Below are 26,447 nucleotides of genomic sequence, written 5' to 3'. Positions count from 1 at the left end.
CCGCTTATTGTGTCAGTCACTAAGAACTGATACGATAGGCGGATTTTTATCTTACATTGAAAAAAATATAGTTTGATGATAGGATGAAATAATATACCTAATAACAAAATTGTATTTAACCAGGAGGATAGTATGGTTAAAAAGTTAAAAAAAAAGTTTGGTGATTTAAAATTATCGGATAAAATGATGACAGTATACTTTTTATTTGGAGGAGCTTTTTGCATCATTTCGATTGTCGCATTTCAACTCAGCTTGAATATATACGATAAAAAATTATATGAAAAATCATTGCAAGAGCTTGATTTTTTTACACAAGAAGTTAATAAGGGATTAGATGAAATAGAAAACTTAAGTTATACATTGGCCATGAATACACAGGTACAGGAGAATTTGGCCAATGCAAACGAAACAAAATATCTTTCACAGGAATATTATTATCAACTTTATCAAATTCGTAGTATTTTACTAGATGAGATAAATATTCACCCAATTGTACAAAATGTCATGTACGTAAATGGAATGGACGTAAGCATTCAGGTTGGGATAGATCGCGGACCACTAGATGAGCAAACATATCGAGAGTTCCTAAGGGTAAGTGGTGAACAAAGAGGAGGGTATGTATTGGTAGCTCCTTCAAAAGAATATCCATATCTTATATCTGGTAGAGATATCTTGGAGAGAAAAAATGCTAGCCTCAACTATCTTGGTACTTTTATTTTAACGAGTGATATAACAGGTATGATTGGGAAAAAGAAGGCATCATTGGAATTTACTAATTCAACATTGTATGTATATTCGGATAAGGGATTGATTTATAGTGAAGGAGACCAATTTCTAGATGATTCGAAGAGCACAAAGGAACAGGGGTACGAGATAATAAGGTATAAGGGAGAGAGATACTTTAAGTGTTTTTTGAAATCATCAGTGAATGGATGGGTTTATATTAATTATTTTCCCTATTCTCAAATATTTGGACAAACCATGTTAGTTCGTTATCTTATGTTGATAGCGTTTGTAGTTACATTTCTTCTCATGGTGATAGCAATGAGAAAGGTTTCCTCTGTAATTACACGTCCGATTCATAATTTATCCAGATCTATGCAAAATGTAGAGGGAGAAGATTTCAAAAGTGCCAAGGAAATTTTGTCAAAGGAGAAACGAACGGATGAAGTAGGGTTATTGTCCCAGGAGTTTCTGGTTATGTTAGAACGAATTGATAATCTGATAAATGAAAATTATAAGAAACAAATATTAATAAAGGATACCAAATATAAAATGCTACAAGCACAAATTAACCCGCACTTTTTATATAATACACTCAATGCCTTAAATTGGATGATAAAGGCTGAACAAAAGCAAGAAGCAAGCAAAATGATTATGGAATTAGGAAAGCTTTTGAGAGCGTCCTTTGAAAAAGAACCATATGTAACAGTAGAAGACGAGATAGAAGCTGCAAAAAGCTATATTACAATTCAGCAATTTCGATATCAAAAGAGGGTGGACTTTCGTGTTGAGGTAATGGGGATACTATCAGGATACAAGGTTCCACGAATGATCTTACAGCCATTAATTGAAAATTCTATTTACCACGGAGTGGAAAACTCATTCGTTCGTTGTAATATTATTATTCGCGCAATTGAAGATAAGGATTTTATTATACTAGAAGTTGAAGACACGGGGCCAGGCATGACGGAGGATGAATTAGAGATGGTTAAAAATTTTAAGTTAAAACCTAAAGGTCATGGAATTGGTTTGGAGAATATTCGTGAGCGAATAAAAATAGCATACCCCAAAAGTGAGATAATCATTGATAGTAAACTTGGTGAAGGGACAAAAGTAACAATACAAATACCAAAAGAAGCAGGAGGACGAGATGTTTAAGCTCTTAATAGTAGATGATGAAGAAATCGAGCGGGAGGGCATGGCAAAACTGATTCCATGGCAAGAATATGATATTCAGTTAATCGGTACAGCTTGGAATGGTGTAGAAGCATTTGATATCATTCAAAATAATCATCCAGATATCATATTGTGTGATATAAAAATGCCAATTATGAATGGGATTGAATTGATTAAAAAAACAAGACAGAATATGATTGAGACGGAGTTTATCGTCCTTTCAGGATATGGAGAATATGAATTTACCAGTCAGGCTATGGAAGAAGGGGTACGACATTATATTTTAAAACCCTGTGATGAAGAAAAAATTATAGAGGTCATTGAAAAAGTCAAAATAGTAATTCAAAACAAGCTGCAAGAAAAGAAAGCTAATAGTAACTACCATAATACAGTACGTAAGCTACTTCCTAGGGCGAAAGAACAAATATTTCGAAATATGCTACTAAACAGAGAACAAATGAAAGGTGATTTCGATTTGTTTTTGGAAGAACTAAAAGAAACTTCCCAGATGGTACGAGTTCTTGCTATGTGCTTTGAAGATAAGATTGATTACTTAGAACAATTTGCATTAGAAAATATAATGGGAGAACTTTTAGAAGCAAAAAATATTATTTTATCCACTTCAATTGAAAATAAAGTACTGTTTTTACTTACGATTAAAGAAGTAAAACAGATAGAAGCGGCATCAAATAGAGCTAAAGTTGAATTAAAACGTATCACAGCGCTTCCAATCATAGCTATAGTTAGTGAAGAGGGAACTTTAAATGAAGTGAATAAATTATACATTCAAGTAAAAGAATTAATCATGATGAGTTCATCTGACTTTGGAGATAAACTGATACACTATGGTATGTTTAAAGAAGTACAAAGTGAACTTTCAATGCTAATATCATATCAAAAAATGAGAAATTTAAAGAGTTATACAGAGCTTTTGTTTGAACTTTACCTTACGTTTATGAAAATGGAGTTGAAAGGATACACAATATTGCAAAAACAAGAAATGTGTAATTGGATACTCAAAAGCCTGTATGGTATAGAATTCATATTTGATCCAGTTTACAATGAAGAGGAAAATAATTGCGGATGGGAATTATATAAGCAGATGTTAGATTCGATTGCCGAATTAAAACCAGATATGATATGTGAAACAAAAGAGGCTAAAAAAGTCAAAGATATCCTCTTGGCAACCTATAAACATCTTAGTAATCCCGAAATGAGCATACAATATTTGGCAAAAGAGGTACTCTATATGAACGAAGATTATTTTGGAAGAATATTTACAAAAAACCAAAAAATAAAATTTTCAACATACCTCTTAAACATAAGAATAGAATTGTCTAAAAGGCTCCTTCAGTTTGATATGAATATTAAAATATCGGATTTAGCAGAATTAGTGGGATATTCTCCAGATGGACAGTATTTTTCAAAAGCATTTAAGAAAGTGACGGAAATGTCGCCGACAGAATATAGGGATATGCTAAAGAGAAATGGAAAAACCGACTTTCAATAAAAAAAGTCGGTTTTTTTCAAATTATAACACAAATTATTCCATTCAAATAAGTTGGAAAGTTATTTAAAATAATAACACAGATAGAAAACAAAATAAAAAGGAGAGGTAGCTATGAAAAAGAACTTAAAAAAAGTTCTTGCAGTTTTATTAGCAGGAACTATGTCATTATCACTTGCAGCGTGTTCAACAGGCAAATCAACGGAAAGTAATCAAACAACAAATACAACAGGTGAAAACACAAGTGAAGGAGAAGCAAAAGAAGATACGAGTACGAGTCAAGATGAGATTACAATCAAAATTGCATGGTGGGGTAGCCAAACAAGACACGAATTGACTCAAAAAGTATTAGATTTATATACGCAGACACATCCAAATATCAAATTCGAAACATCTCCATCAGGATGGGATGGATATTTTGATAAATTATCTACGCAAACGGCATCTGGCTCGATGCCTGATATTGTACAGATGGATTATCTTTACCTAACTACTTACGCAAAGAATAATTCGGTAACCAATTTACAAGAATTCATTGACGATGGTACGATTGATGTTTCAAATATTGATGAAAATCTCTTAAATACTGGAAAAATTGATGATAAAATGACTGGATTAGTATTATCAAGTTCTATGCTAAGCGTAGGATATAATCCATCTGTTTTTGTAGAGGCAGGTATTGAAGAACCATCTGCTGAGTGGACTTGGAGTGATTTTATCAAATTGAATGAACAAATTTATGAAAAAACTGGAAAGTATGGAGCTTCGCTAGATAGTGCAGCAGATACAAATTTATTTAACTATTGGGTGAGACAGCATGGATTTTCACTATTTAGTGATGATAACAAATCTTTAGGCTATGAGGATGATAAAATACTAGAAGATTATATTACAATGTGGAGTAACCTAATGGAAAAAGATGCAGTGCCAAATCCGGATGAGTTTGCTCAGATTGCTACATTAGGTCAGGAAGCTGGTCCAGTTGTGACAGGTGATGCAGCAATGATTATAGAGTGGAATAATTACGCATCAAAAGTAAGTACAGTAAATGATAAGATTAAAATGGTTACACCGCCACTATCACAAGATTCTGATGCAAAGGGATTATGGTTAAAGCCAGGTATGTTTTTCTCTGTAGCAGAAACTTCAAATGTTAAAAAAGAAGCAGCAGAGTTTATTAATTGGTTTATTAACTCAGAAGAGGCAAATGACATATTAATGGCAGAAAGAGGAACTCCTGTTTCGTCTGTAATCAGACAACATATGATTGATGGTGGACAAATGACAGATCAACAAGCAGCGATGTTTGATGCAATTGACAGTGCGATAGAGCTAGCTGGTGAAACACCTGCTCCAGACCCAGTTGGAATGTCCGAAGTAAATGAAGCATTTAAAAATGCTGCCAATAGTGTGTATTATGGGCAAAAAAGTGTAGCTGATGCAGCAGCAACTTTTAGAGAAGAAGCAAATGCAATTTTAGCAAGAAATAACCAATAGTAGTTTAAGGAGAGGAGACGTGATTGTCTCCTTCTCTTTTAAGAAATGAGGAATAATTATGAAACAATCAAACACTATCATAAAAACGCACTATAAACGTGAGGATAATATAGCGGCATATTTAATGCTATCCCCTTGGATTTTTGGGTTTGTATTAATGTGGCTGTTACCTATGATAATTTCTATCTACTATTCTTTCACGGATTTTAACCTGCTAAATGAGCCAACATTTATTGGGCTAAAAAATTATATCAGAGCTTTCACAGAAGATAAAACATTCTATAAAGCACTAGGAGTTACATTTACATACGTATTAATACTAGTTCCTCTTAGATTGGCTTTTGCATTATTCATTGCCATGCTATTAAATAAAAAACACAAAGGATTAGGTATTTACCGAACTTTATATTATGTCCCATCTATTATTGGAGGAAGTATTGCAGTTTCAGTTGTATGGAAGCAAATGTTTGGAAATCAAGGAGTGATTATGTCACTTTTGAATGCGCTTGGAATGGAACAAAAGGTATCACTTCTTGGCAATACCAATACTGCACTTGGTGTAATTATTCTTATGGGAGTATGGCAGTTTGGGTCATCTATGCTTATTTTTCTGTCCGCGTTAAAACAAATTCCCTATTCTTTATATGAATCAGCAATGGTGGATGGTGCGAAGCCTTGGAAAGTATTTAGCAAAATTACATTACCAATGTTAACGCCAACGATATTCTTTAATTTGATTCTACAAATAATTAATGGATTTCGTGTGTTTACAGAAAGCTATGTAATCACAGATGGCGGCCCACTAGATAGCACACTCTCATATGTTTTGTATTTGTATCGACGTGCCTTTACTTTTTTTGATATGGGATATAGTTGTGCTCTTGCTTGGATATTAGTTGCCATAATTGGTATATTTACATTGTTTTTATTTAAGACCCAAAATAGTTGGGTACATTATGAAGCAGGGAGGGAATAAAAGATGGGACGAAAGAATAAAAGAAAAATACACTCTGTTCTTTTCCATATAGAAGCATGTATGTTAGGTTTTATCATGATTTATCCATTGCTTTGGTTACTTGCCAGCTCCTTTAAAAGTAACCAAACCATGTTTCAAGATGCATATTCCTTGATTCCCAAAGTTTGGGATGTGGCAACAAACTATAAGAGTGGGTTTGCAGGAATAGGAGGAGTTAGGTTTTCAACTTTTTTTATGAATTCATTATATGTTACAGTGGTTGGTATGCTAGGCTGTGTGATATCATCTTTGTTTGCTGCATACGCCTTTTCAAGAATTAAGTTTCGATTTGGTAATATCTTATTTGGGTGTGTAATGATGACGATGATGATACCAGCTCAAGTAATGGTCGTACCTCAATACATTATTCTTAAAAAATTAAACTTAATTGACACAAGAATTTCATTAATATTACCTTGGTTTTTTGGAGGTGCTTTTTTTATCTTCTTAATGGTACAATTTTTCCAGGGGATACCAAGAGAGTTAGATGAAGCGGCACAAATTGATGGATGTGGGAGAATTCAGACATTATTCAAAATATTGGTTCCTATCGTAAAGCCTGCTATTATCACATCATCCATTTTTGCATTTTACTGGATTTGGCAAGATTTTTTTCAACCACTAATTTTTGTAAATAGTACAAAGAAATTTACCATACCGTTAGCATTAAATATGTACCTTGACCCTAATTCTTATAATAATTATGGTGGTCTATTTGCGATGTCAGTCATATCCTTATTACCAATTATTTTATTTTTTATTATATTTCAACGTTATTTGGTAGATGGTATTGCAATGGATGGAATTAAGGGTTAATGAGAGGAGAAATAAATGGAATTATGTATTAATCGAAATACCACGATAACTACTACGATTCGCATCAAATCAGTACGAAAAGCAGTTGAAAATTTAAAAAGAGATTTGTGTAAATCGTGTTTGGAGACGAAGTTACCGGGTGCAGAAATTTGTCTCGTTGAATATGAGCAAGAAAAAGAGTGCTATCAGCTGATTGCATTCAATAATAGATTGGAAATTAGGGCAAAGGATGAATTTGGTTTTATATATGGCATATATGAAGTAAGTCGTAGGATTTTGGGTATACATGAATTTTGGTTTTGGAACGATCAAAAAATAATTCCTCAAAATGAATTTAGATTGCCTGAGGATTATTTCTATCAATCGACTCCTTTTAAAGTAAAGTATAGAGGTTGGTTCGTGAATGATGAGGTACTGTTGAATTCTTGGTATGTTGAGCGAAAAAAATCAAAGCCTTGGGAAATGCTTTTTGAAGCGTTACTTCGCTTAGGAGGAAATATGGTAATTCCTGGTACCGATAAGAATAGTAATACTTATCGTGATATGGCATCTGAGATGGGATTTTATGTTTCACATCATCATGCAGAGCCTTTGGGAGCAGAAATGTTTGCTAGGCAATACCCTAATCTCAGCCCCTCCTATGATGAACATGCTGAGAAATTTGAAAAACTTTGGCAGGATGGCATTCAAAAGCAAAAGAAAATGAAGGTCATTTGGAATCTAGGGTTTCGAGGACAGGGTGATTGTCCATTTTGGGACAATGATCCTAGGTATCAAACGGATGAAGCCAGAGGAGCTTTGATGAGTGATATCATCCAAAAACAATATGATATGGTAAAACAAAATGATGGGAATGCTATATGTTGTACTAACTTATATGGAGAAACAATGGAGCTTTATCAAAAAGGATTTCTAAAAGTTCCAAAGGATATTATTAAAATATGGGCTGATAATGGCTATGGTAAAATGGTTACAAGACGGCAAAATAATCATAATCCAAGAATACCTTCCTTACCAACAAAGGGCGAAAAGGGAAGCCATGGAATTTATTATCATGTCTCTTTCTATGACTTGCAAGCCGCAAATCATATTACTATGTTGCCTAATTCCATTGCGTTCATAAAAAAAGAATTGGATAAAGTAATAAAATGCAATGCCAGTGATTTCTGGATTATAAACTGTTCTAACATAAAGCCACATGTATACCTCCTTGACTATATATCTAAAATATGGAAATGCGATTCTATGGATAGCGAAGTATTTAAAAATAACTATGTTACAAACTACTATGGAAGCAAATATCAAGAAGAGATAATTAAATGTTTTGATGCATATTCAAAATACGCGCTTTCTTATGGAAATAAGGAGGATGAACATGCAGGGGAGCAATTTTCAAATCATGTTGCGAGAACACTTGCTTCACAATTTATGAAAGATAGGACGAAACATGCAGAAAGTTTACTATGGTTTAGAAACACAAATAATTTAATCGATCAAATAAATAGTTATAAAAATATGTGTATAAATGCTACCGATAACTACGATAAGTATCTAAAAATGTGTGAATTAACCGTTCATTCATTAGACCATAACAGTGAAGAGTTATTTCGTGATTCGTTATTGCTTCAAGCAAGAGTCCATTATTATTGTTTCAAAGGAGCTTCTTTGCTGTGTGAAGGCTTGCTAGAAGCAGAAAAAGAAAACTATAAGCAATCATTTTATCTTGTGGGAAAGGCAAAAAAAAATTATTTGCAGGCAAATCATGAACTAAGAGCCCGTGAACACGGAAAATGGAAGAATTTTTATCAAAATGAATGTCTGACCGATATAAAACAAACAGCATGGGTTTTATCAGGGTTAATGAGTTATCTTAGAAACATGGAGGACGGTCCACATTTTTATCAATGGCAGAGAGAATTTTTGTATGCACCAGAAGATAGTAAAGTTATGCTTATTTTGAATATGGAAAATCATTTGACTGATGATGAAATATTTTCCCTTATGGAAGAAAGATATGATTAAAGAATAAAAATACCGCATCATTCAATCAACTTGTAGGATGCGGTGTTTCTTATTCATAGATAATTTGTAGCATTTCCTTTAATCTTACGTGATAGTTATGCCCGGCACTTACCTTTTGATATATAGTTTTCTAAAAAGTTAAAACCATAAATTTTTAATTGAGACTGCATTAACCCTTCCAGATAACCTATTGTATAAGTATCAAGCTTATCACTTAGTTTATCTTTTAATCGATCAAAAAGACATGGTTCTCATTATAAAGTGAACCGACAAATGATATATCACTAGCAAACCTATCGTTATCCTAAGACGATAATGAGATTTGGTTCAAGCGATTTGTATGTACTGCAAGAGGAAGGTAATGTATCGTTTTCTGAAGTATTATTCTCTAACACACGAATACTAACCTCTTCTAGTAATAATTGTTTTTTCTTCTCATTTCTAGAAACCTAATTTCCTCCTTCTATCTAGTAAATTTTAAAAACGTCTATCGCTCATTCCTTCTTTGACCTTATGGAATGAAAAATAGACGTTACAAAGCGACAATTTCATATATGTAATATTTGCTTTTGACAAATCAAGTTTTTGTCTTAAATATCAAAAGAAATAGAAAGAAGGATTTGACAAAAATGCTTGCATAAGGTATACTTATTAAGAAATGCTTTGTCTTAAGAAATGTATATAAGTTACAATTAAGTTAAGCCCAAATACGTTGTGTATTAGTGCTTTTTTTTTACGCTAACAGGAATAGAAATAGATAAAGAAATAGATGATAATTAGTGGGTATTTCGTACCAAAAACACTGGATGAAAGATGGGTTTGGCAATAAGAAAGGAATTTGAAATAAATGGAGACAATGAGATTTGACGAATTAGAAATATCAGAACAAATATTAAAAGCAATAACCGAAATGGGATTTGAGGAAGCAACGCCAATACAAGCACAGGCGATACCAGTTGTAATGAGTGGAAAAGATGTGATTGGACAGGCACAGACAGGTACAGGGAAAACAGCAGCATTTGGAATTCCGCTACTTGAAAAAGTAGATGTTAAGAATAAATGCCTACAAGAAATTATCTTGTGTCCAACAAGAGAGTTGGCCATTCAGGTAGCAGAAGAAATCAGAAATTTATCAAAATTTATGCACGGATTAAAGATTGTACCTATTTATGGTGGACAAGATATTGTGAAACAGATTCGCTCATTAAAGGCTGGAACACAGATTGTAATAGGAACTCCAGGCCGTGTAATGGATCATATGAGACGTAAAACAGTTAAGTTTGAGAATGTTCATACGATTGTATTAGATGAAGCAGATGAAATGCTTAACATGGGATTTCGAGAGGATATAGAGACAATCCTTAAGGAAATTCCAAAAGAAAGACAAACGGTACTTTTCTCAGCTACCATGCCAAAGGCGATATTAGATATTGCAAAAACATATCAAAAAAATGCAAAGACAGTAAAAGTAGTAAAAAAAGAATTGACAGTACCAAACATTGAACAGTATTATTTTGAAGTAAAGTCAAAAAACAAAGAAGAAGTTTTATCAAGATTATTAGATATCTATGATCCAAAACTTTCGGTTGTATTTTGCAATACGAAAAGAATGGTTGATGAATTAGTAAGCGCATTACAAGTACGAGGTTATTTTGCAGAAGGTCTTCATGGTGATTTAAAGCAGTCTCAAAGAGACCGCGTTATGAATAGTTTTCGTAATGGAAAAACAGAGATTTTGGTTGCAACGGATGTTGCGGCAAGAGGAATCGATGTGGATGATGTCGATGCAGTATTTAATTATGACTTACCACAAGATGATGAATACTATGTACACCGCATCGGAAGAACGGGTAGAGCAGGACGAAAAGGAAAGGCGTTTTCCTTTGTTGTTGGAAAAGATGTTTATAAGTTAAAGGATATTCAAAGATATTGTAAAACAAAAATATTAGCACAGCCAATTCCATCTTTAAATGATGTTAAGAATACTAAAGTTGATAAAGTTTTAGAAAAAGTAAAAAATGTAATTGAAACAGAAGACTTAACAGGAATGATTGATGTCATTGAAAAACACTTAAATCAGGAAGATTATACTTCAATGGATGTTGCAGCAGCGTTTCTTTCCTTGGCATTAGGAGAAAAGCAAGAAGAAGAATTAAAACAATTTGACTTTGAAAATACTGGTGCAGAAGATGGAATGGTTCGTTTGTTCATTAATATCGGAAAGAAGCAAAACATTCGCCCAGGAGATATTTTAGGAGCGATTGCAGGTGAGAGCGGAATGCCTGGTAAATTAGTAGGTTCCATTGATATGTATGATAAATATACCTTTGTAGAAGTACCACGTGAATATGCATCGGAAGTACTAAAAGCAATGGAAAATTCTAAGATTAAGGGTAAGAATATTAATATTGAACCAGCAAATAAAAAATAAATAACCATGTCAAACGCATAGGAGGTAATTATGATTGTAGAAGGTAAAAGTGGTAAAGTAGAAAACTATAAATTTACAGCAATCGTGTTTACTGTGTTATATCTGATATTTGAAGCATTTGCATTTTTTAATAATACAGCGGGGAATCCCGAGTATAGCGAAATGATGAGAAATGCAATTAAATTTCAGCAAATAGGAGTTGGGATTTGTGTGATTGTATATGATATCATAGCAGTAAACAAATGGTATCATTTTAAAAAGCATGACAAACTAGCCTATTTGATTCACCCTATTGTTGAAAAAATACTTGAACTAATCTGTTTGGTTTGTGGAGTAATTGGTTTTGGTATGGCATGTTTTTATTAATAATAGAATAAGGACGCATCGTTTTCTAATTTTTTGATTTCATAAAGCGTTTGCCTACACTTTAAGCACCAAGAATTCTTACTTGGTGCTATTGTTTTGGCAGAATAAGAAATAAATATTAATACACAATATCAAAGTACATACACTATTTTACGTCTGACAAATACAAAATCAAAAATTTACAGGATTCGGTCAAAATTTATATCGAAAACTGCAAACGTTTTCTTTACATAGTAAACTATATATAAAAAAAAATGTCAAAAATCATAATCTTTGTGCACACTTATGTTAACTGAAATGCTATAATAATTATTGTAAAACCCCCCCCAATACATTATATAGTTTTTGCTACACCCCCATAAAAAGAAATACCTTCTCCTAAAAAGACAGCAGTTCGGATGGCTGTCTTTTTATTTTGTAAAAATTTAGTGAGCAATAGTAAAAACAAAGAACTTTTCGTAAAATCTAACAATTTGAATGCCTTGTATAATAGAATGGGATATAATAGAATATACTTATATCTATATGTAAATAAGGAGCCTGTTATGGATAATATGGAAAATGTATTTCAAAGACAAGCGTATGTAACACAAATGCGACCAGCACTAAATCGAAATGCATTATTTACAGATGAAACAAAAAATTATCGCACACCGGTTCAGCCATTGCAGCATGAAAAGGTAACGATTCGCTTTCGTACAGAAAAAGATAATGTAGATGCAGTTTATCTCGTTACAAAAGAGGCTAAATATAAGATGATCCGGTATCAAATAGATGGAGTATTTGATTTTTATAAAACAGAATTAGAAGTGGAAGAAGAAACGATAAGCTATCACTTTGAAATTATTGTTGGAAGAATAAAATGCTACTATAATAAATTAGGTGTGGTAAAAGAAGCGTTGAATCAATATGCGTTTTTGATCATACCTGGTTTTTCTGTGCCAGAATGGGCAAAAGGAGCAGTTATTTATCAAATATTTACCGATCGCTTTTTCAATGGTGATACAAGCAATGACGTCGAAGAGAGAGAATACTCCTATATACATGACCAAGTAAAAAGGGTAACGGATTGGAATAAATATCCTGATCCAATGGGGGTAAGAGAGTTCTATGGTGGTGATCTACAAGGGGTAATAGATAAACTTCCATATTTAAAAGAATTAGGGGTTGATGTGATATATTTTAACCCATTATTTGTATCCCCCTCCAATCATAAGTACGATATTCAAGACTATGATTACATTGATCCCCATTTTGGTAAAATACCAAATGATGGGGGAGAGTGTCTTTTACCAGGTGATAATAATAACCAGCATGCAACCAAATACAGAAAACGAGTGACCGATAAAACAAACTTAGAAGCAAGTAATCAGCTATTTGCAAAATTAGTGGAATTGGCTCATCAAAATGGTATAAAAATTATATTAGATGGTGTTTTTAATCATTGTGGCTCCTTTAATAAATGGATGGATAGAGAGCGAATCTATGAAACAGAAGAAGATTATGAAAAGGGAGCGTTCATTTCAAAGGATAGTCCCTATAATAGCTTTTTTAAATTTTATTCGAATCATTCCTGGCCTTATAATCCAGAGTATGATGGTTGGTGGGGACATAGCACATTACCAAAACTTAATTATGAAGAGTCACCAAAGCTCTATGAATATATGTTAGAGATTGCAAAAAAATGGGTTTCACCACCTTATAATGTCGATGGGTGGCGTCTTGATGTGGCAGCAGATCTTGGGTATAGCAATGAATTTAATCATAAATTTTGGAAAGACTTTAGAAGAGCAGTAAAAGAAAGTAATCCAGACGCTCTTATCTTAGCCGAGCATTATGGAGATCCTAAAGAGTGGCTTCTTGGGGATGAATGGGATACCGTTATGAACTATGATGCCTTTATGGAGCCTGTAACATGGTTTTTGACAGGTATGGAAAAGCATAGCGATGAATATCGAGATGATTTAAAAGGAAATGCAGCAAGTTTTTTTGGTGCAATGAGACATCATATGGCAAGCTTTCAAGGAGCATCTTTACAAATCGCAATGAATGAACTATCCAATCATGACCATTCCCGTTTTCTGACACGTACGAATGGTTTGGTAGGACGAGTAAGTACGTATCCTCCTAGCGCAGCAAATGAGGGTGTTGATAAGAGAGTATTTATGGAAGCGGTTATCATTCAGATGACTTGGCCAGGAGCGCCCACAATTTATTATGGAGATGAAGCAGGAGTTTGCGGTTTTACAGACCCTGATAATCGAAGAAGCTATCCTTGGGGGAACGAAGACAAAGAATTGATAGAATTTCACAAGCAAGCCATCGCGCTTCATAAAAAGTATGAAGTCCTAAAAAGTGGTTCCATCAAATTTTTAGTGGGAGAAAAGCATGTGATTGCTTATGGACGTTTTGATGCAAAGGAACAAATGATAATTCTTATAAATAACGATGAGAAACAACGAGAAATCGTGGTGCCTGCATGGGAGATTGGATTATCTTATGACTCTGTACTAAAAAGTGTATTTAAGACTGCAAATGGCGATTTTACGCTTCAAAATTTCCACTTTAAAATGAATGGGAATTACTTAAAGCTATCAATGGAAGCAAAAAGTGCAATGGTACTCAAAAATTTATAATTTAATAAAAAAATGCTTGCACTTTTTTTTTGATTATGTTATAACTATATATTGTCAGGACTGATTGGGTAATACCCGTAGCCCTGTTCATATATAAAAATGGATGGATTCCCGAGCGGCCAAAGGGGGCAGACTGTAAATCTGTTGTCGACGACTTCGAAGGTTCGAATCCTTCTCCATCCAGTAGGATATTTCCTAATATCCATGCCGGCGTGGCGGAACTGGCAGACGCACAGGACTTAAAATCCTGCGGGACTTATACTCCCGTACCGGTTCGATTCCGGTTGCCGGCAGTAAAATTTAAACTTATGTGGGGGTACGAGCTTAATTTAAGTTCGTACTTTTTTTGTGTTTAAATTTAAGAACAAAAGATAAGATATCATAGGAAAGGGGAGAACAATATGATATACAAAGATAAAACTTTACAACAAAAAGTAATTTTTATTTTTTTAACCGTATGTTTTTCATGTTTAATTTTATTTTGTATCCTGATTTTTAAGCAAAATACAAAGATTGTAACCTTCAATGCATCAAACAGTAAGATAGTAAAAGATATTGTGGTAAATATTGATTCGATTCAAGACTCAGACTTTTTTATTATTAATGGATATGCATATAAAAAGGGTGAAAGCATTAAAACGGTGAATGGCTATGTTTTGCTATATTGCATTGATACAGGAGAATATTTTAAGCTACCGACTCAACTGCTTCGTCGGCCTGATGTAACAGAAACGCTAGACGATGGAACAGATTATTCCAATAGTGGTTTTATAGCAAGGGTTTCAAAATCCAAATTAGACTTTAACAATCTTGGCTATGAAATTTGTTATTACTATAATCACAAAAACGAAAACGAACTTATGCATAGCGGTGTTTATATGGGGAATGTAGAGAAGGGGTGAGTAAAAAATGAATCAGTTATTACAGCTTCGCAAGAATCATAAAGTAAGAGCCTATTTTATTTTTGGATTGTTTACAGGGCTTGTTGTACTTATGCACTGGCTAATACAAGGATGGGAAGGTGATGACTATTACTATTCTCAAGTCTTAAATGATATTAGTCTTAAAAGGTTTTTTCTTAATAATTACTATTATCACAGCTCAAGGCTAATTATAGACTCCTATTCTGCTATTATTTTACATATATCAATGACGCTATGGAAGATACTAAATATTATTATGATTGCATGCGTTCCATTGTTAACGATTAAGATGTTGAATCTGACGGTAAATATGAACCATGCCATGATTTGTACGGGTATTTTCATGTTCTATCCATTTTACGCGCTTTCTGAATGTGGATGGGCAGTTACTACAATGTATTATTTTTGGGTTAATATATTTGCTATGATAGCTATTTACTATGCTTTAAAGCAAGTAAAGGGAGAAAAGTTAAGATGGTTTGAGATACTAATGGCTATCTGTGCGAATATCATAGCAAGTAATAAAGAGCAAATAAGCTTGATATTACTCATACTATTTGTTGTGTTGTTTTTCTATCAGTTTTTTAATAAACAAACAAAACGATTACTAGCAATACAAAGTATAATTGCATTCAGTGAATTGATTTTTTCATTTATTAGTCCGGGAAATCAAGTACGAACACAGGTTGAAATTGCGGAGGCTTTGGTAGATTTTAAAATGCTATCCTTTTTGGATAAATTACAACTAGGGTATGCAACTACAGTATATTACATAATTGACAATTTATTCTTTGTTTTACTTTGTTTACTGCTATGTATTTATATTTTCCGTGTAACTAAATCCGTATTCTATAGAATGCTAGCGGCTTTTCCTTTGCTTCTTTGCCTTGCTTTAGGATATTTTCGAAATATTGTAATTGAGTTTATTCCGGGAGTTGACAGAATCACAAACGCTTTGGGAACTTACGGTGTCATTGATTTATCAAACTTTGATATAAGAAGTGCCTATATTCCCTTGGTACTACTAGGAATGATTTGTGCTTGTGTCTTAGTCTGCATATTTATTATATACCCTAATTTCAAAGGTTTTTTAATCATCAGTGCTATCATTGGAGGATTTTTAAGTAGAATGGCAATGGGTTTTTCCCCTACTATTTATCGCTCTGGCAAGCGAACTTTTATTCCTCTTATTATGATTTTTCTAATATGTGATTGCTATATCTTTTGTGATATGATTGATAAGAAAATAGTAGATGATAAATTTAAATACTTACTTATAAGCATTGGATGTATTAGCTTTATTAGTACTCTTACCTATATTCGATAATAAAAATACAGGCTTTATTTTGCAATTAAAAATGTTAAAATAGTATAAAAAATGTTTTGAAAAGGGTTGACATAACCGATGTAATCTGGTAGAATTTATCATGTTGCTAGCGAAGTTAGATGATAGATTCGCCCAGATAGCTCAGTCGGTAGAGCAGAGGACTGAAAATCCTCGTGTCACTGGTTCGATTCCGGTTCTGGGCATTGTAAGCTAGTTATTCAATATGCGGGTGTAGTTCAATGGTAGAACACTAGCCTTCCAAGCTAGATACGTGGGTTCGATTCCCATCACCCGCTTGGTTAGATAATTATGTTATTATATGTATGCGATAGTAGTACAGTTGGTAGTACGCCACCTTGCCAAGGTGGAGGTCGCGAGTTCGAGTCTCGTCTGTCGCTCTTATTATAGAATCTTGTGCCTTCAGTTTAGAGGTTACAGGATTTTTTTCATACAAGGAAATTGTAACACCACTTAGGAGGTTTCATGAATATATTAATAAGTGCTTGTCTGCTAGGCATTGAGTGTCGATACGATGGAACAGGTAAAAAAATACCTGAATTAGAACAATTAAAAAAGAAACATCATCTAATACCGATATGCCCTGAAATATTTGGTGGATTACCAACGCCCAGAGAACCTGCCGAAAAAGTGGGAAATCGGATTATGACAAAGACAGGGAAAGATGTAACGGATTATTATCAAAAAGGAGCGGATGAAGTTTTAAAATTAGCTAATTTATTTGATTGCAAATACGCGATTTTAAAAGAACGAAGCCCCTCTTGTGGTTATGGGGAAATATATGATGGGACATTTACAGGACAGCTAATCAAAGGGGATGGAGTTCTGGCAAATCTACTAGCTCAAAACGGTATTACTATTTTGGGAGAGAAGGAAATAAAGTTGGTATAGTGTCGAGTATAAATGGATTGCATTGATGGAAAAAGAATATGAGGAAAGTCAATGAATAATAAAGTAAGAAAAACTTATATTGCAGTATGGGTTGTTTTTTTACCAGTTACCGTTTTACTAATTATGATTTTCATTCTTCTTTATAATTTCAGTATAACAAGTGAAAAAGCAGCTCGGTCGGTAGTAGAAGATGACTTGCTTGTTGAAACGCAGAATTTTGCACTTCAGATTCATGAAGAGCTTGATATCATGACAAGGATGGGAATTGCATTTCGAGATATGTTTGCAAACATGCAATACATGAATCAAAGAGAACAATTAAAAGTAATTGGTGCTTTATGTAATAATTCAAATGCCTATATGGTGGTTTATTGCGATACAAAAGGGATTGGTTTTACACATAATGGTATCAAGGTGAACGTAAAAAAAGATGACCTATTGCTTCAACAAGACGTAGACAAGCAGTATTATGCCTATTTACAAAAAGAAAGTATTATGCAGGCAGAAGCAGTAGTATCTGTAATCCCAATTATGAAGAACGAAAATATAGACGGTTATATACTCATGTATTACTCCGTTAGTCATATTAGAAAACTTTTTACAAAGTTGATTCCCTATGATGACACCTTTATGCTATATAGTGTTGATGATGGTTTGATTATAACGACGGAAGGCTTAAAGAACGAGCCTCCTTCTGATACTATGTTAATTAAATGGTTTCAACAATTAGATGATACTTTTGACTATGATAGGATTAGGGAAGCAGCTCTTAATAAAAAAGAATTTTCCTTTTCGCTTACGATGGACAAGGGTTCAAAGTTTGTGATTGGTATTCCAGTAGGAATTAGTGACTGGTATGTTACGGTTGGATATGAAAAGGATTTGTATGAACAAAAGCTAACGAATGAGTGGATTGATATAAAAAAATTAATCCAATATCTTCTTGTGCTGATTTTTATTTTTTTGTTTTTTATGCTAGGTACTATGGCTATTATATATTTGGTTTACAACAAACATAATCGCAAACTTCAAGTCGCAGCTAAAACAGACTTATTAACAAAGCTTTATAATAAAATAACTACGGAAGATAAAATCAAAGAGTATATAGAAGATAAAAGTAATCTAGGAGGCATACTGTTTATTCTTGATGTCGATAACTTCAAAGAAATTAACGACTCAAAAGGACACTCTGCAGGAGATGAGGTATTAAAAAAGCTTGGTAGCTATTTAAAAGAATCCTTAAAAGGCCATAATATTATGGGAAGAGTTGGAGGAGATGAATTTTTTGTTTTTATAACAGACATAAAGACAAAAGAGGAACAAGAAATGCAGACTAAGAGGGTATATGAGATATTTCGTGGATTTGCAAACTCTGGAGGAATAGCAGAATCTGTTACTTTTAGTGTTGGCTGTGCTTGGTATCCAAAAGACGCTCAAGATTTTGAAACTTTATTTAAGGCGGCAGATCAGGCGTTATATGAAGCAAAGGAAAAGGGCAAAGATCAATTGGTACGGTATCAAAGAAAGTAAGGTGAAAGGATGCTTGGAAAAAGGTTGCTTGGAAAAAGGTTGTTTGTTACGGTGTTTTATTTGGTTATAGTAACAATTCATTTTATAGGATGTACTAGTTTAAAAAAAGACACAGATGAATCAGATTCAACACAGTCTTTAGAAGTTGCCGAAGAGGAAACGTATGAGATAGCATTGGTATCTGATCTAGGCACAATTAAAGATCAATCATTTAACCAAGCATCCTGGGAAGGAATTATGACATATGCTTTAGAACATGGTGTGTCATACAAGAATTATCAGCCAGAAGAGGGAACTTTAGATGCCTATGTTGATAACATTGAGTTAGCAATTAAAAATGGCGCTAAGCTGGTGGTTTGTCCAGGATATAACTTTGAAACACCTATTTTTATTGTTCAGGATAAATATCCTGAAGTGACCTTTATTCTAATTGATGGAGAGCCTCATAATGTTGCATATAGTGAGTCAAGAATCGAAGACAATGTACTTGCAATTATGTTTCAGGAGGAAGAAGCTGGATTTTTGGCAGGCTATGCAGCGGTCAAAGAAGGATATACAAAACTTGGCTTTATAGGTGGTATGGCAGTACCTGCTGTTATAAAGTATGGGTATGGATTTGTACAAGGTTGTGAAAAAGCCGCAATGGAAATGGGGATTCAGACTGAAATAGTATATACCTATGCAGGTACATTTGGGGAATCAGACGATGCCAAGAATATGGCAGCTTCTTGGTATCAAAATGGAACTCAGATTATATTTGCATGCGGGGGAGCAATCGGAAATTCAGTGATTGAAGCGGCAGAAATGGAAAACGGGTATGTTATTGGTGTTGATGCAGATCAAGGTTCCCAGTCTAATGTGATTATTACTTCTGCCATGAAAATGATTATGACGGCAGTCTATCAAGGAATTGAACAATACTACTCTGGTGCTTTTCCAGGAGGTACGATACAAAGATTTTCCGCAGAAAACAATGGAATAGGATTACCGATGGATACATCAAGGTTTCGAGTCTTTTCAAAAGAAAATTATGAAAGTATTTATAAAAAACTGGTTGCGGGTGAAATTCAAATAATAAATAACGAAGAGGATTCCACCACAAAAGACATACCCTTGATTGCTACCCATGTAGAATTTATACATTGATTAAAACGTTTGACAAAAAGTATGGAAAGTGATATAGTCAAAAACAATTGAATATAATCTTCAGGGCAGGGTGAGATTCCCTACCGGTGGTAAAGCCCACGAGCCGTAAGGTTGATTCGGTGTGATTCCGAAGCCGACAGTATAGTCTGGATGAAAGAAGAAAAAGTTAGTTTACATGATTGTAAATGTAATCATTTGTGCTCTGAAATGCCATATCATTTCAGAGCTTTTTTTGTAATAGAACATTATGTCCTATTACGACGGATTATTTATATTTCAATTGTAAGCGAGTCTTAAAGTTAGAATGCCTTGAAAATTATTTCAAGGTTTTTTTTATGTGAAAGGAGGAAATATGATTCAACATGATTACATGAAAAGAGCAATTAAGCTTGCTAAAGCGGGGTGTGGATTTGTAAATCCCAATCCTATGGTTGGAGCTGTAATTGTTAAAAATGGAGAAATTATCGGTGAAGGTTATCATAGAAAATATGGTGAACTTCATGCGGAGCGAGATGCTTTAAATAATTGCATTACTTCACCAAAAGAAGCAACTCTTTATGTAACTTTAGAACCTTGTTGCCATTATGGAAAGACACCACCTTGCACCGATGCCATTTTAAAAAGTGGAATAAAAAAAGTGGTGATAGGCTCTTGTGATCCAAATCCAATCATGCAAGAAAAAGGCATTGCTCTACTTCGAAAACATGGTATTAAGGTAATTGAACATGTCCTAGAGGAGGAGTGCAATAAGTTAAACGAAGTATTCTTTCACTACATAACTACGAATACTCCTTACGTCATCATGAAATATGCAATGACAATGGATGGAAAAATCGCAACACATTGTGGAAAGTCTAAATGGATTACAGGAGAACTGGCAAGAGAACATGTTCATAGACAGAGGCATAAATATTCTTCTATTATGGTTGGAGTGAAAACGGTACTTGTTGACGACCCATTGTTAACTTGTCGAGTAGAAAATGGAAAAAATCCCATACGAATTATTTGTGATACGAATCTACGTACCCCTTTGAATGCAAAGGTAATTACCACAGCAAAAGCGATTAAAACGATAATAGCAACCGCTAGTACAAGTGTATTGGAGCAAAGGCCTTATTGGCAGGCGGGATGTGAAGTCATTACGGTACCAAAAAGAAATGGACATTTAGATTTAAAGAAGCTAATGAAGAAATTAGGAACTCAAGAAATTGATAGTGTCTTGATAGAAGGAGGAGGAGCACTTCACTGGTCGGCGTTACAAAGCCAAATTGTGAATAAGCACTGCTGTTATATCGCACCCAAATTATTTGGAGGAGAGCAAGCTAAAACGCCAATAGCAGGTATTGGAATTGAGAATCCTGACCATGCATTTTTTTTAAAAAATAGCAAGGTATTACAACTAGGAGATGATTTTTTGATTGAAAGTGAGGTGCAATACTCATGTTTACAGGAATAGTTGAAGAAATTGGTAGGATTGACAAAGTAGAGCGAGGTTTACACTCTATAAAGGTATCGGTGCAAGCACGTAAAATATTAAACGACCTACAATTAGGTGATAGTGTGGCACTAAATGGTGTATGCCTAACCGTAACTAGCTTTTGTAGGGACATATTTACTGCGGATATCATGCATGAAACGTTAAAGCGCTCTTCACTTTTTGATTTGACAACAGGAAGCCTTGTTAATTTAGAAAGAGCCATGCCTGTAAATGGAAGGTTTGGCGGACATATCGTGTCAGGACATATAGATGGATTAGGCAAAATAATTAGAATACAAAAAGATGATATAGCTCATTGGTATCATATTAAAGCCGAAGAGGCAGTTCAAAAATACATAGTAGAAAAGGGATCAATTGCAATTGACGGAATTAGCCTTACAGTTGCTAAGGTTGCAAAAGACCATTTTAGCATTTCTGTAATACCTCACACAGCTCAAAAAACAATATTATCTACAAAGGTAGTCGGTGATTGTGTCAATTTAGAAAATGACCTGATAGGAAAATATGTTGAAAAACTTATGTACTATGATACAAAAGTAAGAACAGATAGTAATATAACGAGAGATTTTTTAAACAAATTCGGATACTAGGAGGGTTAAGATGTTTCAATATAATACAGTAGAAGAGGCATTGCTGGAATTAAAAAAAGGGAAAATTATTATCGTAACGGATGATGATAAGCGTGAAAACGAAGGAGATTTCATTTGCGCGAGTCAATATGCTACAAAAGAAAATATTAATTTTATGGCTACATATGGAAAAGGCCTGATTTGTATGCCGATGAGTCAAGAAATAGCAGAAAAATTACAGCTTCCTTTGATGGTTGAAAATAATACAGACAATCATGAAACAGCCTTTACCATATCCATAGATCATATTGAAACTACAACAGGCATATCGGCCAAAGAACGAAGTATTACGGCTGTGAAGTGTGTTGAGGAATATGTAAATGCAAAAGATTTTAGAAGACCGGGTCATATGTTTCCTCTATTGGCAAAGAAAAATGGAGTATTGGAACGTGCAGGTCATACGGAAGCAACGGTTGACCTTATGCGTCTAGCAGGATTAAAAGAGTGTGGAATTTGTTGTGAAATTATGCAGGACGATGGAACTATGATGAGGAGGACAAAGCTTGAGGAGCTTTCTAAAAAGTGGAATTTAAAGTTTATTACAATAAAAGCAATACAAGATTATAGAAAAAAACAAGAATCATTTGTAGAATGTAGTGCCATTACGAATATGCCAACAAAATATGGAGATTTCAAGTCATACGCTTATGTTAATAAGTTAAACAAGGAGCACCATATTGCTTTGGTTAAAGGAGAAATAGGGGATGGCAAAGATATTTTATGCAGAGTTCATTCCGAATGTCTGACAGGTGATGTATTTGGATCACTTCGATGCGATTGTGGCCAGCAACTTAAGGCAGCGATGCTGAAAATACAGAAAGAAGAAAGAGGAATCCTTCTATACATGAGACAGGAGGGAAGAGGAATTGGTCTTGTTAATAAGCTACGTGCTTATGAATTACAAGAAATGGGAATGGATACCTTGCAAGCAAATATAGAATTAGGTTTTGAAGGTGATCAAAGAGAATATTATATAGGTGCGCATATATTAAAAGATTTAGGAGTAAAGACCATAAGAATTTTAACAAACAACCCAGATAAAGTATGTCAATTATCTGAATATGGAATAGAAGTTATCAAACGAATTCCGATTCAAATGGAGGCTAGTGCACATGATTTATTTTATTTAAAGACAAAACAAGAAAAAATGGGACATATTTTAAATTATAAATAATACAAGGAGAAAACATATGAAAACCTTTGAAGGAAAATTAGTGGCAAATGAAATTAAAGTTGGAATTGTGGCATCAAGATTTAATGAGTTTATTACATCAAAGCTCATTGGAGGGGCTATGGATGGGCTGAAACGCCATGAGGTAAACGAAGATAATATCATGCTTGCATGGGTTCCTGGAGCATATGAAATTCCCTTAATTGCTTTAAAAATGGCAATGAGTGGAAAATATGATGCAATTATTTGTCTTGGGGCAGTGATAAGAGGAAGCACGACACATTATGATTATGTGTGTAGTGAAGTAGCAAAGGGAATCGCACATGTATCAATAAGTAGTGGGATACCAGTCATGTTTGGAGTTCTTACCACAGAAAATATAGAACAGGCAATTGAGCGTGCAGGTTCAAAAGCTGGTAATAAAGGATATGACTGTGCATTAGGGGCAATAGAAATGGTTAATATAATTAGAGAAATGGAGAAATCGAATTTCTAGGTTTCATTAATTATAGTGTTAGAACAAACATGAATCAATACATGGTATAATATGATATATCATTATATTAAGGGGGAGCAAAATGAAGCTACAAAAGCCAAGTATGATAAGGGAACTAACACAAATCAGTGATACAGAGGAAATAATAGAAATTTTACAAATAGCAAGACGAGAAGAAAAAGAAATAGAAAGATTACACATAAAGGGCTGTTTTTTGATGGAAGTAGATGCTTCTGGAAATAGACTCCAAAATGTAATTTTTGAAAATGTTAGGTTTAGTGAATGTAATTTTTATAAATCTACTTTTATTGATGTGATTTTTGTAAATTGTGATTTATCAAATTGTGACTTCAAAGAAGGGTATTTTAATCGATGCGAATTTATAAATGATAAAGCGTTAGGAGCAAGATTTGGACGTTCTATTTTTAAAGATGTTTTGATAAAAGAAAGTAATTTTGAATTCACAGATTTAAGTGAGACCAATTTAAGCGTGGTAGAATTAGTAGCAAGTAATTTTAAAAATGCCAGTCTATCAGGGTGTAAGTTAAAAAATTTACTCTGCAATCAAGTAGACTTTGTGCAAACGAATTTCTTTAAAACGCCATTAAAGGGAATAGATTTTACAAATAGTCTCATAACAGGTATCATTGTTTCTGATACGGGCATGGAATTAAGAGGGGCGAAAGTGGACCTTTATCAGGCGGCTGAACTGGCCAAGTTGTTTGGTGTTATAATTAAATAGTTTGAATTTAGATAATGATTATCAAAGGAGTAGAATGTCAAAGGACTTTTTGGCATCCTACTCCTTTGTCCTTTGTTAGCTGTGAAGTCTCATAGTAATCAAATACTTGGATAAAAAGAAAGGACTTACAATAAGCAATGAAGGCAAAGCCAAATAATGTCATAAAAAGCTTCATAGGTGAAAAAAATACACATAGACTGATAACAAAGGCATCAACAAACAACAAAGCGAATGTTATTTTTTTATGTAGTAAAGATAAATAGAAAGCATTCTTTAATGTTTGTACGATACCATTCTCAAAACGTGCCATGAGAGGAAATGCATACAAGAAAGTGAAAAGGTAACAGATACTAGCAAAGATTAAAACACTTATAATCAGCATAGATACTAGGTTATCCATGGCGTACCAAAAGGCTAAATTAAATAAAAGAATGATGCCTGTAAAGAAAAATAAAAGAAAGGAAAATGTAGTGGCTTTAAAATTATTTTTAAATTCTTTTAGATAAGGACGAACCAAATATCCGAATTCTTGTTTGGCTTCCTTTATCATAACATAGTAAAGTGCAGATACAGAGGCACCAATTGTGATAATCGGAAGAGAAGTAATGAAAAAAACAAGATTTAATACAATAAAATTGCAAAGCGTATGAATAAAGTCGAGTCCAGAATTGATAAGAGTTGATTTGTTAAATGTTTTCATGTAAGAACCTCCTTAGACACTAGTATATCGATATCTTAGCTAGGAGAAAGAAAAAAGGCTACCGTAAAAATAAGCACTGATTTACATATAAAAATAGAGTTTTTCTTAGAGGGGAGAATAAATATCTAATTTTGTATGGAAAAAAGTCTTTTTTTTCAGGTATTTATTAAGAGGGGCAAGTGATAGGATAAAATACAAGAGAAAAACGGTGGCAACAAAGGAGGTTACATAATATGAGAAGTGCAAATACAACTTCTAAGCAAATGTTTTCTAAGAAAAGAAATGATTGGCGAAGCTTCAGTTATTTTTTATGGATTTTGCCATTTTTAATTCTGGTATTTTTATTTTCTTACTTTCCGTTACATGGGTGGATTTATTCATTTTTTGACTATAAACCACCGAGGAGTTTAGCACAATGCGAATTTGTAGGGCTGCAGTGGTTTAAAATGCTGTTTACCAATAAAACGCAAGTGTCGCAGCTTCTTCAGGTTTTGAAAAACACCTTTGCAATGAGTTTCCTTGGCATACTAACATCGTTTTTTCCAGTATTCTTTGCCATTTTTTTAAATGAGATTAAAGCAAAAAAATTTAAGACCTTTGTACAAACATTTACGACGCTTCCAAACTTTATTAGTTGGGTATTAATTTACTCCGTGGCGTTTAGTTTATTTTCCTCTAGTGGCATGGTTAATACCATACTAAAAAATTGGGGGATTGTTACGGAACCGATTAAGTTTTTAGATAGTGATTCTCACACCTACTTATGGATGCTCATGTGGAATGTTTGGAAAAATCTTGGCTGGAGCGCAATTATCTATTTAGCTTCGATTGCAAGTATTGATCAAGAGCAGTATGAAGCGGCAAGTATTGACGGAGCAAATCGTTTTCAGTTAATGAGACATATTACGTTGCCTGCACTTATGCCTACTTTTTTTATTATGTTAATGTTAAGCGTTGCAAACTTTTTAAATAATGGATTGGATCAGTATTATGTGTTTCAGAACTCTTTTAACAAAGAACATATACAGGTATTGGATTTGTATGTATATAACATTGGTATGACAGGCAGCAGTTACTCTTTGGCAACGGCAATTAGCATGTTAAAAAGTATAGTGAGTATCGTATTGCTTGCCAGCGTAAATGTGGTATCAAAAAAGGTTCGTGGAGAGTCTATTATTTAGGAAGGT

Annotated in this window: 21 protein-coding genes, 5 tRNA genes and 1 riboswitch; of the genes, 25 read left to right on the top strand and 1 reads right to left on the bottom strand. The window is 33.7% G+C overall.

Annotated features, from left to right (window positions below; all coding sequences use genetic code 11):
• Positions 1–132 precede the first annotated feature (132 nt).
• The 24 genes from F7O84_RS13675 to F7O84_RS13560 all read left to right on the top strand — a co-directional run bounded on the left by F7O84_RS13675 (position 133) and on the right by F7O84_RS13560 (position 24,560).
• Positions 133–1,881 carry a sensor histidine kinase gene (locus F7O84_RS13675; RefSeq protein WP_151146244.1) on the top strand — a complete coding sequence of 583 codons (1,749 nt, stop codon included), beginning with the start codon at positions 133–135 and terminating at the stop codon, positions 1,879–1,881.
• Positions 1,874–3,409 (top strand): response regulator transcription factor, encoded by a 1,536-nt coding sequence (locus F7O84_RS13670; protein ID WP_151146241.1) that lies wholly within the window; start codon positions 1,874–1,876, stop codon positions 3,407–3,409. The genes F7O84_RS13675 and F7O84_RS13670 overlap by 8 nt, the downstream gene beginning before the upstream one ends.
• A 111-nt stretch (positions 3,410–3,520) precedes the next feature.
• The gene (locus F7O84_RS13665) at positions 3,521–4,903 is read left to right on the top strand and encodes an ABC transporter substrate-binding protein (RefSeq protein ID WP_151146239.1); all 1,383 of its coding nucleotides are present in this window, start codon (positions 3,521–3,523) and stop codon (positions 4,901–4,903) included.
• Between the two features lie 58 nt (positions 4,904–4,961).
• Complete coding sequence (locus F7O84_RS13660; protein WP_151146237.1) at positions 4,962–5,879, top strand: carbohydrate ABC transporter permease; 918 nt, start codon at positions 4,962–4,964, stop codon at positions 5,877–5,879.
• 3 nt (positions 5,880–5,882) lie between these two features.
• Positions 5,883–6,734 carry a carbohydrate ABC transporter permease gene (locus F7O84_RS13655; protein ID WP_151146234.1) on the top strand — a complete coding sequence of 284 codons (852 nt, stop codon included), beginning with the start codon at positions 5,883–5,885 and terminating at the stop codon, positions 6,732–6,734.
• Positions 6,735–6,749: 15 nt separating this feature from the next.
• Positions 6,750–8,756 carry a glycosyl hydrolase 115 family protein gene (locus F7O84_RS13650; protein ID WP_151146232.1) on the top strand — a complete coding sequence of 669 codons (2,007 nt, stop codon included), beginning with the start codon at positions 6,750–6,752 and terminating at the stop codon, positions 8,754–8,756.
• Positions 8,757–9,603: 847 nt separating this feature from the next.
• Positions 9,604–11,187, top strand: coding sequence for a DEAD/DEAH box helicase (locus F7O84_RS13645; RefSeq protein ID WP_151146229.1), 1,584 nt, complete (start codon positions 9,604–9,606; stop codon positions 11,185–11,187).
• Between the two features lie 30 nt (positions 11,188–11,217).
• Positions 11,218–11,553 (top strand): hypothetical protein, encoded by a 336-nt coding sequence (locus F7O84_RS13640; protein WP_151146226.1) that lies wholly within the window; start codon positions 11,218–11,220, stop codon positions 11,551–11,553.
• A 545-nt stretch (positions 11,554–12,098) separates the two neighbouring features.
• A complete protein-coding gene (locus tag F7O84_RS13635) occupies positions 12,099–14,189 on the top strand; it encodes a glycoside hydrolase family 13 protein (protein ID WP_151146223.1) in 2,091 nt (696 codons plus the stop codon).
• A 101-nt stretch (positions 14,190–14,290) separates the two neighbouring features.
• Positions 14,291–14,372 (top strand) — tRNA-Tyr (locus tag F7O84_RS13630).
• Between the two features lie 23 nt (positions 14,373–14,395).
• Positions 14,396–14,482 (top strand) — tRNA-Leu (locus F7O84_RS13625).
• 108 nt (positions 14,483–14,590) lie between these two features.
• The gene (locus tag F7O84_RS13620; protein ID WP_151146220.1) at positions 14,591–15,091 is read left to right on the top strand and encodes a hypothetical protein; all 501 of its coding nucleotides are present in this window, start codon (positions 14,591–14,593) and stop codon (positions 15,089–15,091) included.
• A 7-nt stretch (positions 15,092–15,098) separates the two neighbouring features.
• Entirely contained in the window at positions 15,099–16,439 is a 1,341-nt protein-coding gene (locus tag F7O84_RS13615; RefSeq protein ID WP_151146216.1) for a DUF6056 family protein, read from the top strand.
• Positions 16,440–16,569: 130 nt separating this feature from the next.
• Positions 16,570–16,642: transfer RNA gene (locus F7O84_RS13610), tRNA-Phe, on the top strand.
• Positions 16,643–16,664: 22 nt separating this feature from the next.
• Positions 16,665–16,735, top strand: a tRNA-Gly gene (locus tag F7O84_RS13605).
• 29 nt (positions 16,736–16,764) lie between these two features.
• Positions 16,765–16,837 (top strand) — tRNA-Gly (locus F7O84_RS13600).
• 85 nt (positions 16,838–16,922) lie between these two features.
• The gene (locus F7O84_RS13595; protein ID WP_151146213.1) at positions 16,923–17,348 is read left to right on the top strand and encodes a 2-thiouracil desulfurase family protein; all 426 of its coding nucleotides are present in this window, start codon (positions 16,923–16,925) and stop codon (positions 17,346–17,348) included.
• A gap of 51 nt (positions 17,349–17,399) precedes the next feature.
• A complete protein-coding gene (locus F7O84_RS13590; RefSeq protein WP_151146210.1) occupies positions 17,400–18,878 on the top strand; it encodes a GGDEF domain-containing protein in 1,479 nt (492 codons plus the stop codon).
• A gap of 9 nt (positions 18,879–18,887) precedes the next feature.
• On the top strand, positions 18,888–20,024 hold the full coding sequence (locus tag F7O84_RS13585; RefSeq protein ID WP_151146207.1) for a BMP family lipoprotein: 1,137 nt from the start codon (positions 18,888–18,890) through the stop codon (positions 20,022–20,024).
• Between the two features lie 52 nt (positions 20,025–20,076).
• Positions 20,077–20,190: riboswitch (FMN riboswitch) on the top strand.
• A 186-nt stretch (positions 20,191–20,376) separates the two neighbouring features.
• Positions 20,377–21,480, top strand: a complete 1,104-nt coding sequence (ribD, locus tag F7O84_RS13580; protein WP_151146204.1) for a bifunctional diaminohydroxyphosphoribosylaminopyrimidine deaminase/5-amino-6-(5-phosphoribosylamino)uracil reductase RibD — start codon at positions 20,377–20,379, stop codon at positions 21,478–21,480.
• Positions 21,465–22,112, top strand: a complete 648-nt coding sequence (locus F7O84_RS13575; protein WP_151146202.1) for a riboflavin synthase — start codon at positions 21,465–21,467, stop codon at positions 22,110–22,112. Before ribD ends, F7O84_RS13575 begins: the two co-directional genes overlap by 16 nt.
• Positions 22,113–22,122: 10 nt before the next feature.
• On the top strand, positions 22,123–23,325 hold the full coding sequence (locus F7O84_RS13570) for a bifunctional 3,4-dihydroxy-2-butanone-4-phosphate synthase/GTP cyclohydrolase II (protein ID WP_151146199.1): 1,203 nt from the start codon (positions 22,123–22,125) through the stop codon (positions 23,323–23,325).
• Between the two features lie 16 nt (positions 23,326–23,341).
• On the top strand, positions 23,342–23,818 hold the full coding sequence (gene ribH / locus F7O84_RS13565; RefSeq protein WP_151146196.1) for a 6,7-dimethyl-8-ribityllumazine synthase: 477 nt from the start codon (positions 23,342–23,344) through the stop codon (positions 23,816–23,818).
• A gap of 82 nt (positions 23,819–23,900) precedes the next feature.
• On the top strand, positions 23,901–24,560 hold the full coding sequence (locus F7O84_RS13560) for a pentapeptide repeat-containing protein (RefSeq protein WP_151146194.1): 660 nt from the start codon (positions 23,901–23,903) through the stop codon (positions 24,558–24,560).
• A gap of 37 nt (positions 24,561–24,597) precedes the next feature.
• On the opposite strand, the gene F7O84_RS13555 is transcribed toward F7O84_RS13560, so the two are convergent.
• Positions 24,598–25,260: a YesL family protein gene (locus F7O84_RS13555; RefSeq protein WP_151146191.1), complete on the bottom strand. Its 663-nt coding sequence runs from the start codon at positions 25,258–25,260 to the stop codon at positions 24,598–24,600.
• 233 nt (positions 25,261–25,493) lie between these two features.
• Here F7O84_RS13555 and F7O84_RS13550 point away from each other — a divergent pair, with 233 nt between their 5' ends.
• Positions 25,494–26,441 (top strand): ABC transporter permease, encoded by a 948-nt coding sequence (locus F7O84_RS13550; protein ID WP_151146188.1) that lies wholly within the window; start codon positions 25,494–25,496, stop codon positions 26,439–26,441.
• Positions 26,442–26,447: the final 6 nt, after the last annotated feature.

Origin of the sequence: Candidatus Galacturonatibacter soehngenii (assembly GCF_008830185.1) — a bacterium.
Lineage (GTDB): Bacteria > Bacillota > Clostridia > Lachnospirales > Lachnospiraceae > Lachnotalea > Lachnotalea soehngenii.
This window is presented reverse-complemented; position numbering and strand designations above follow the sequence as displayed.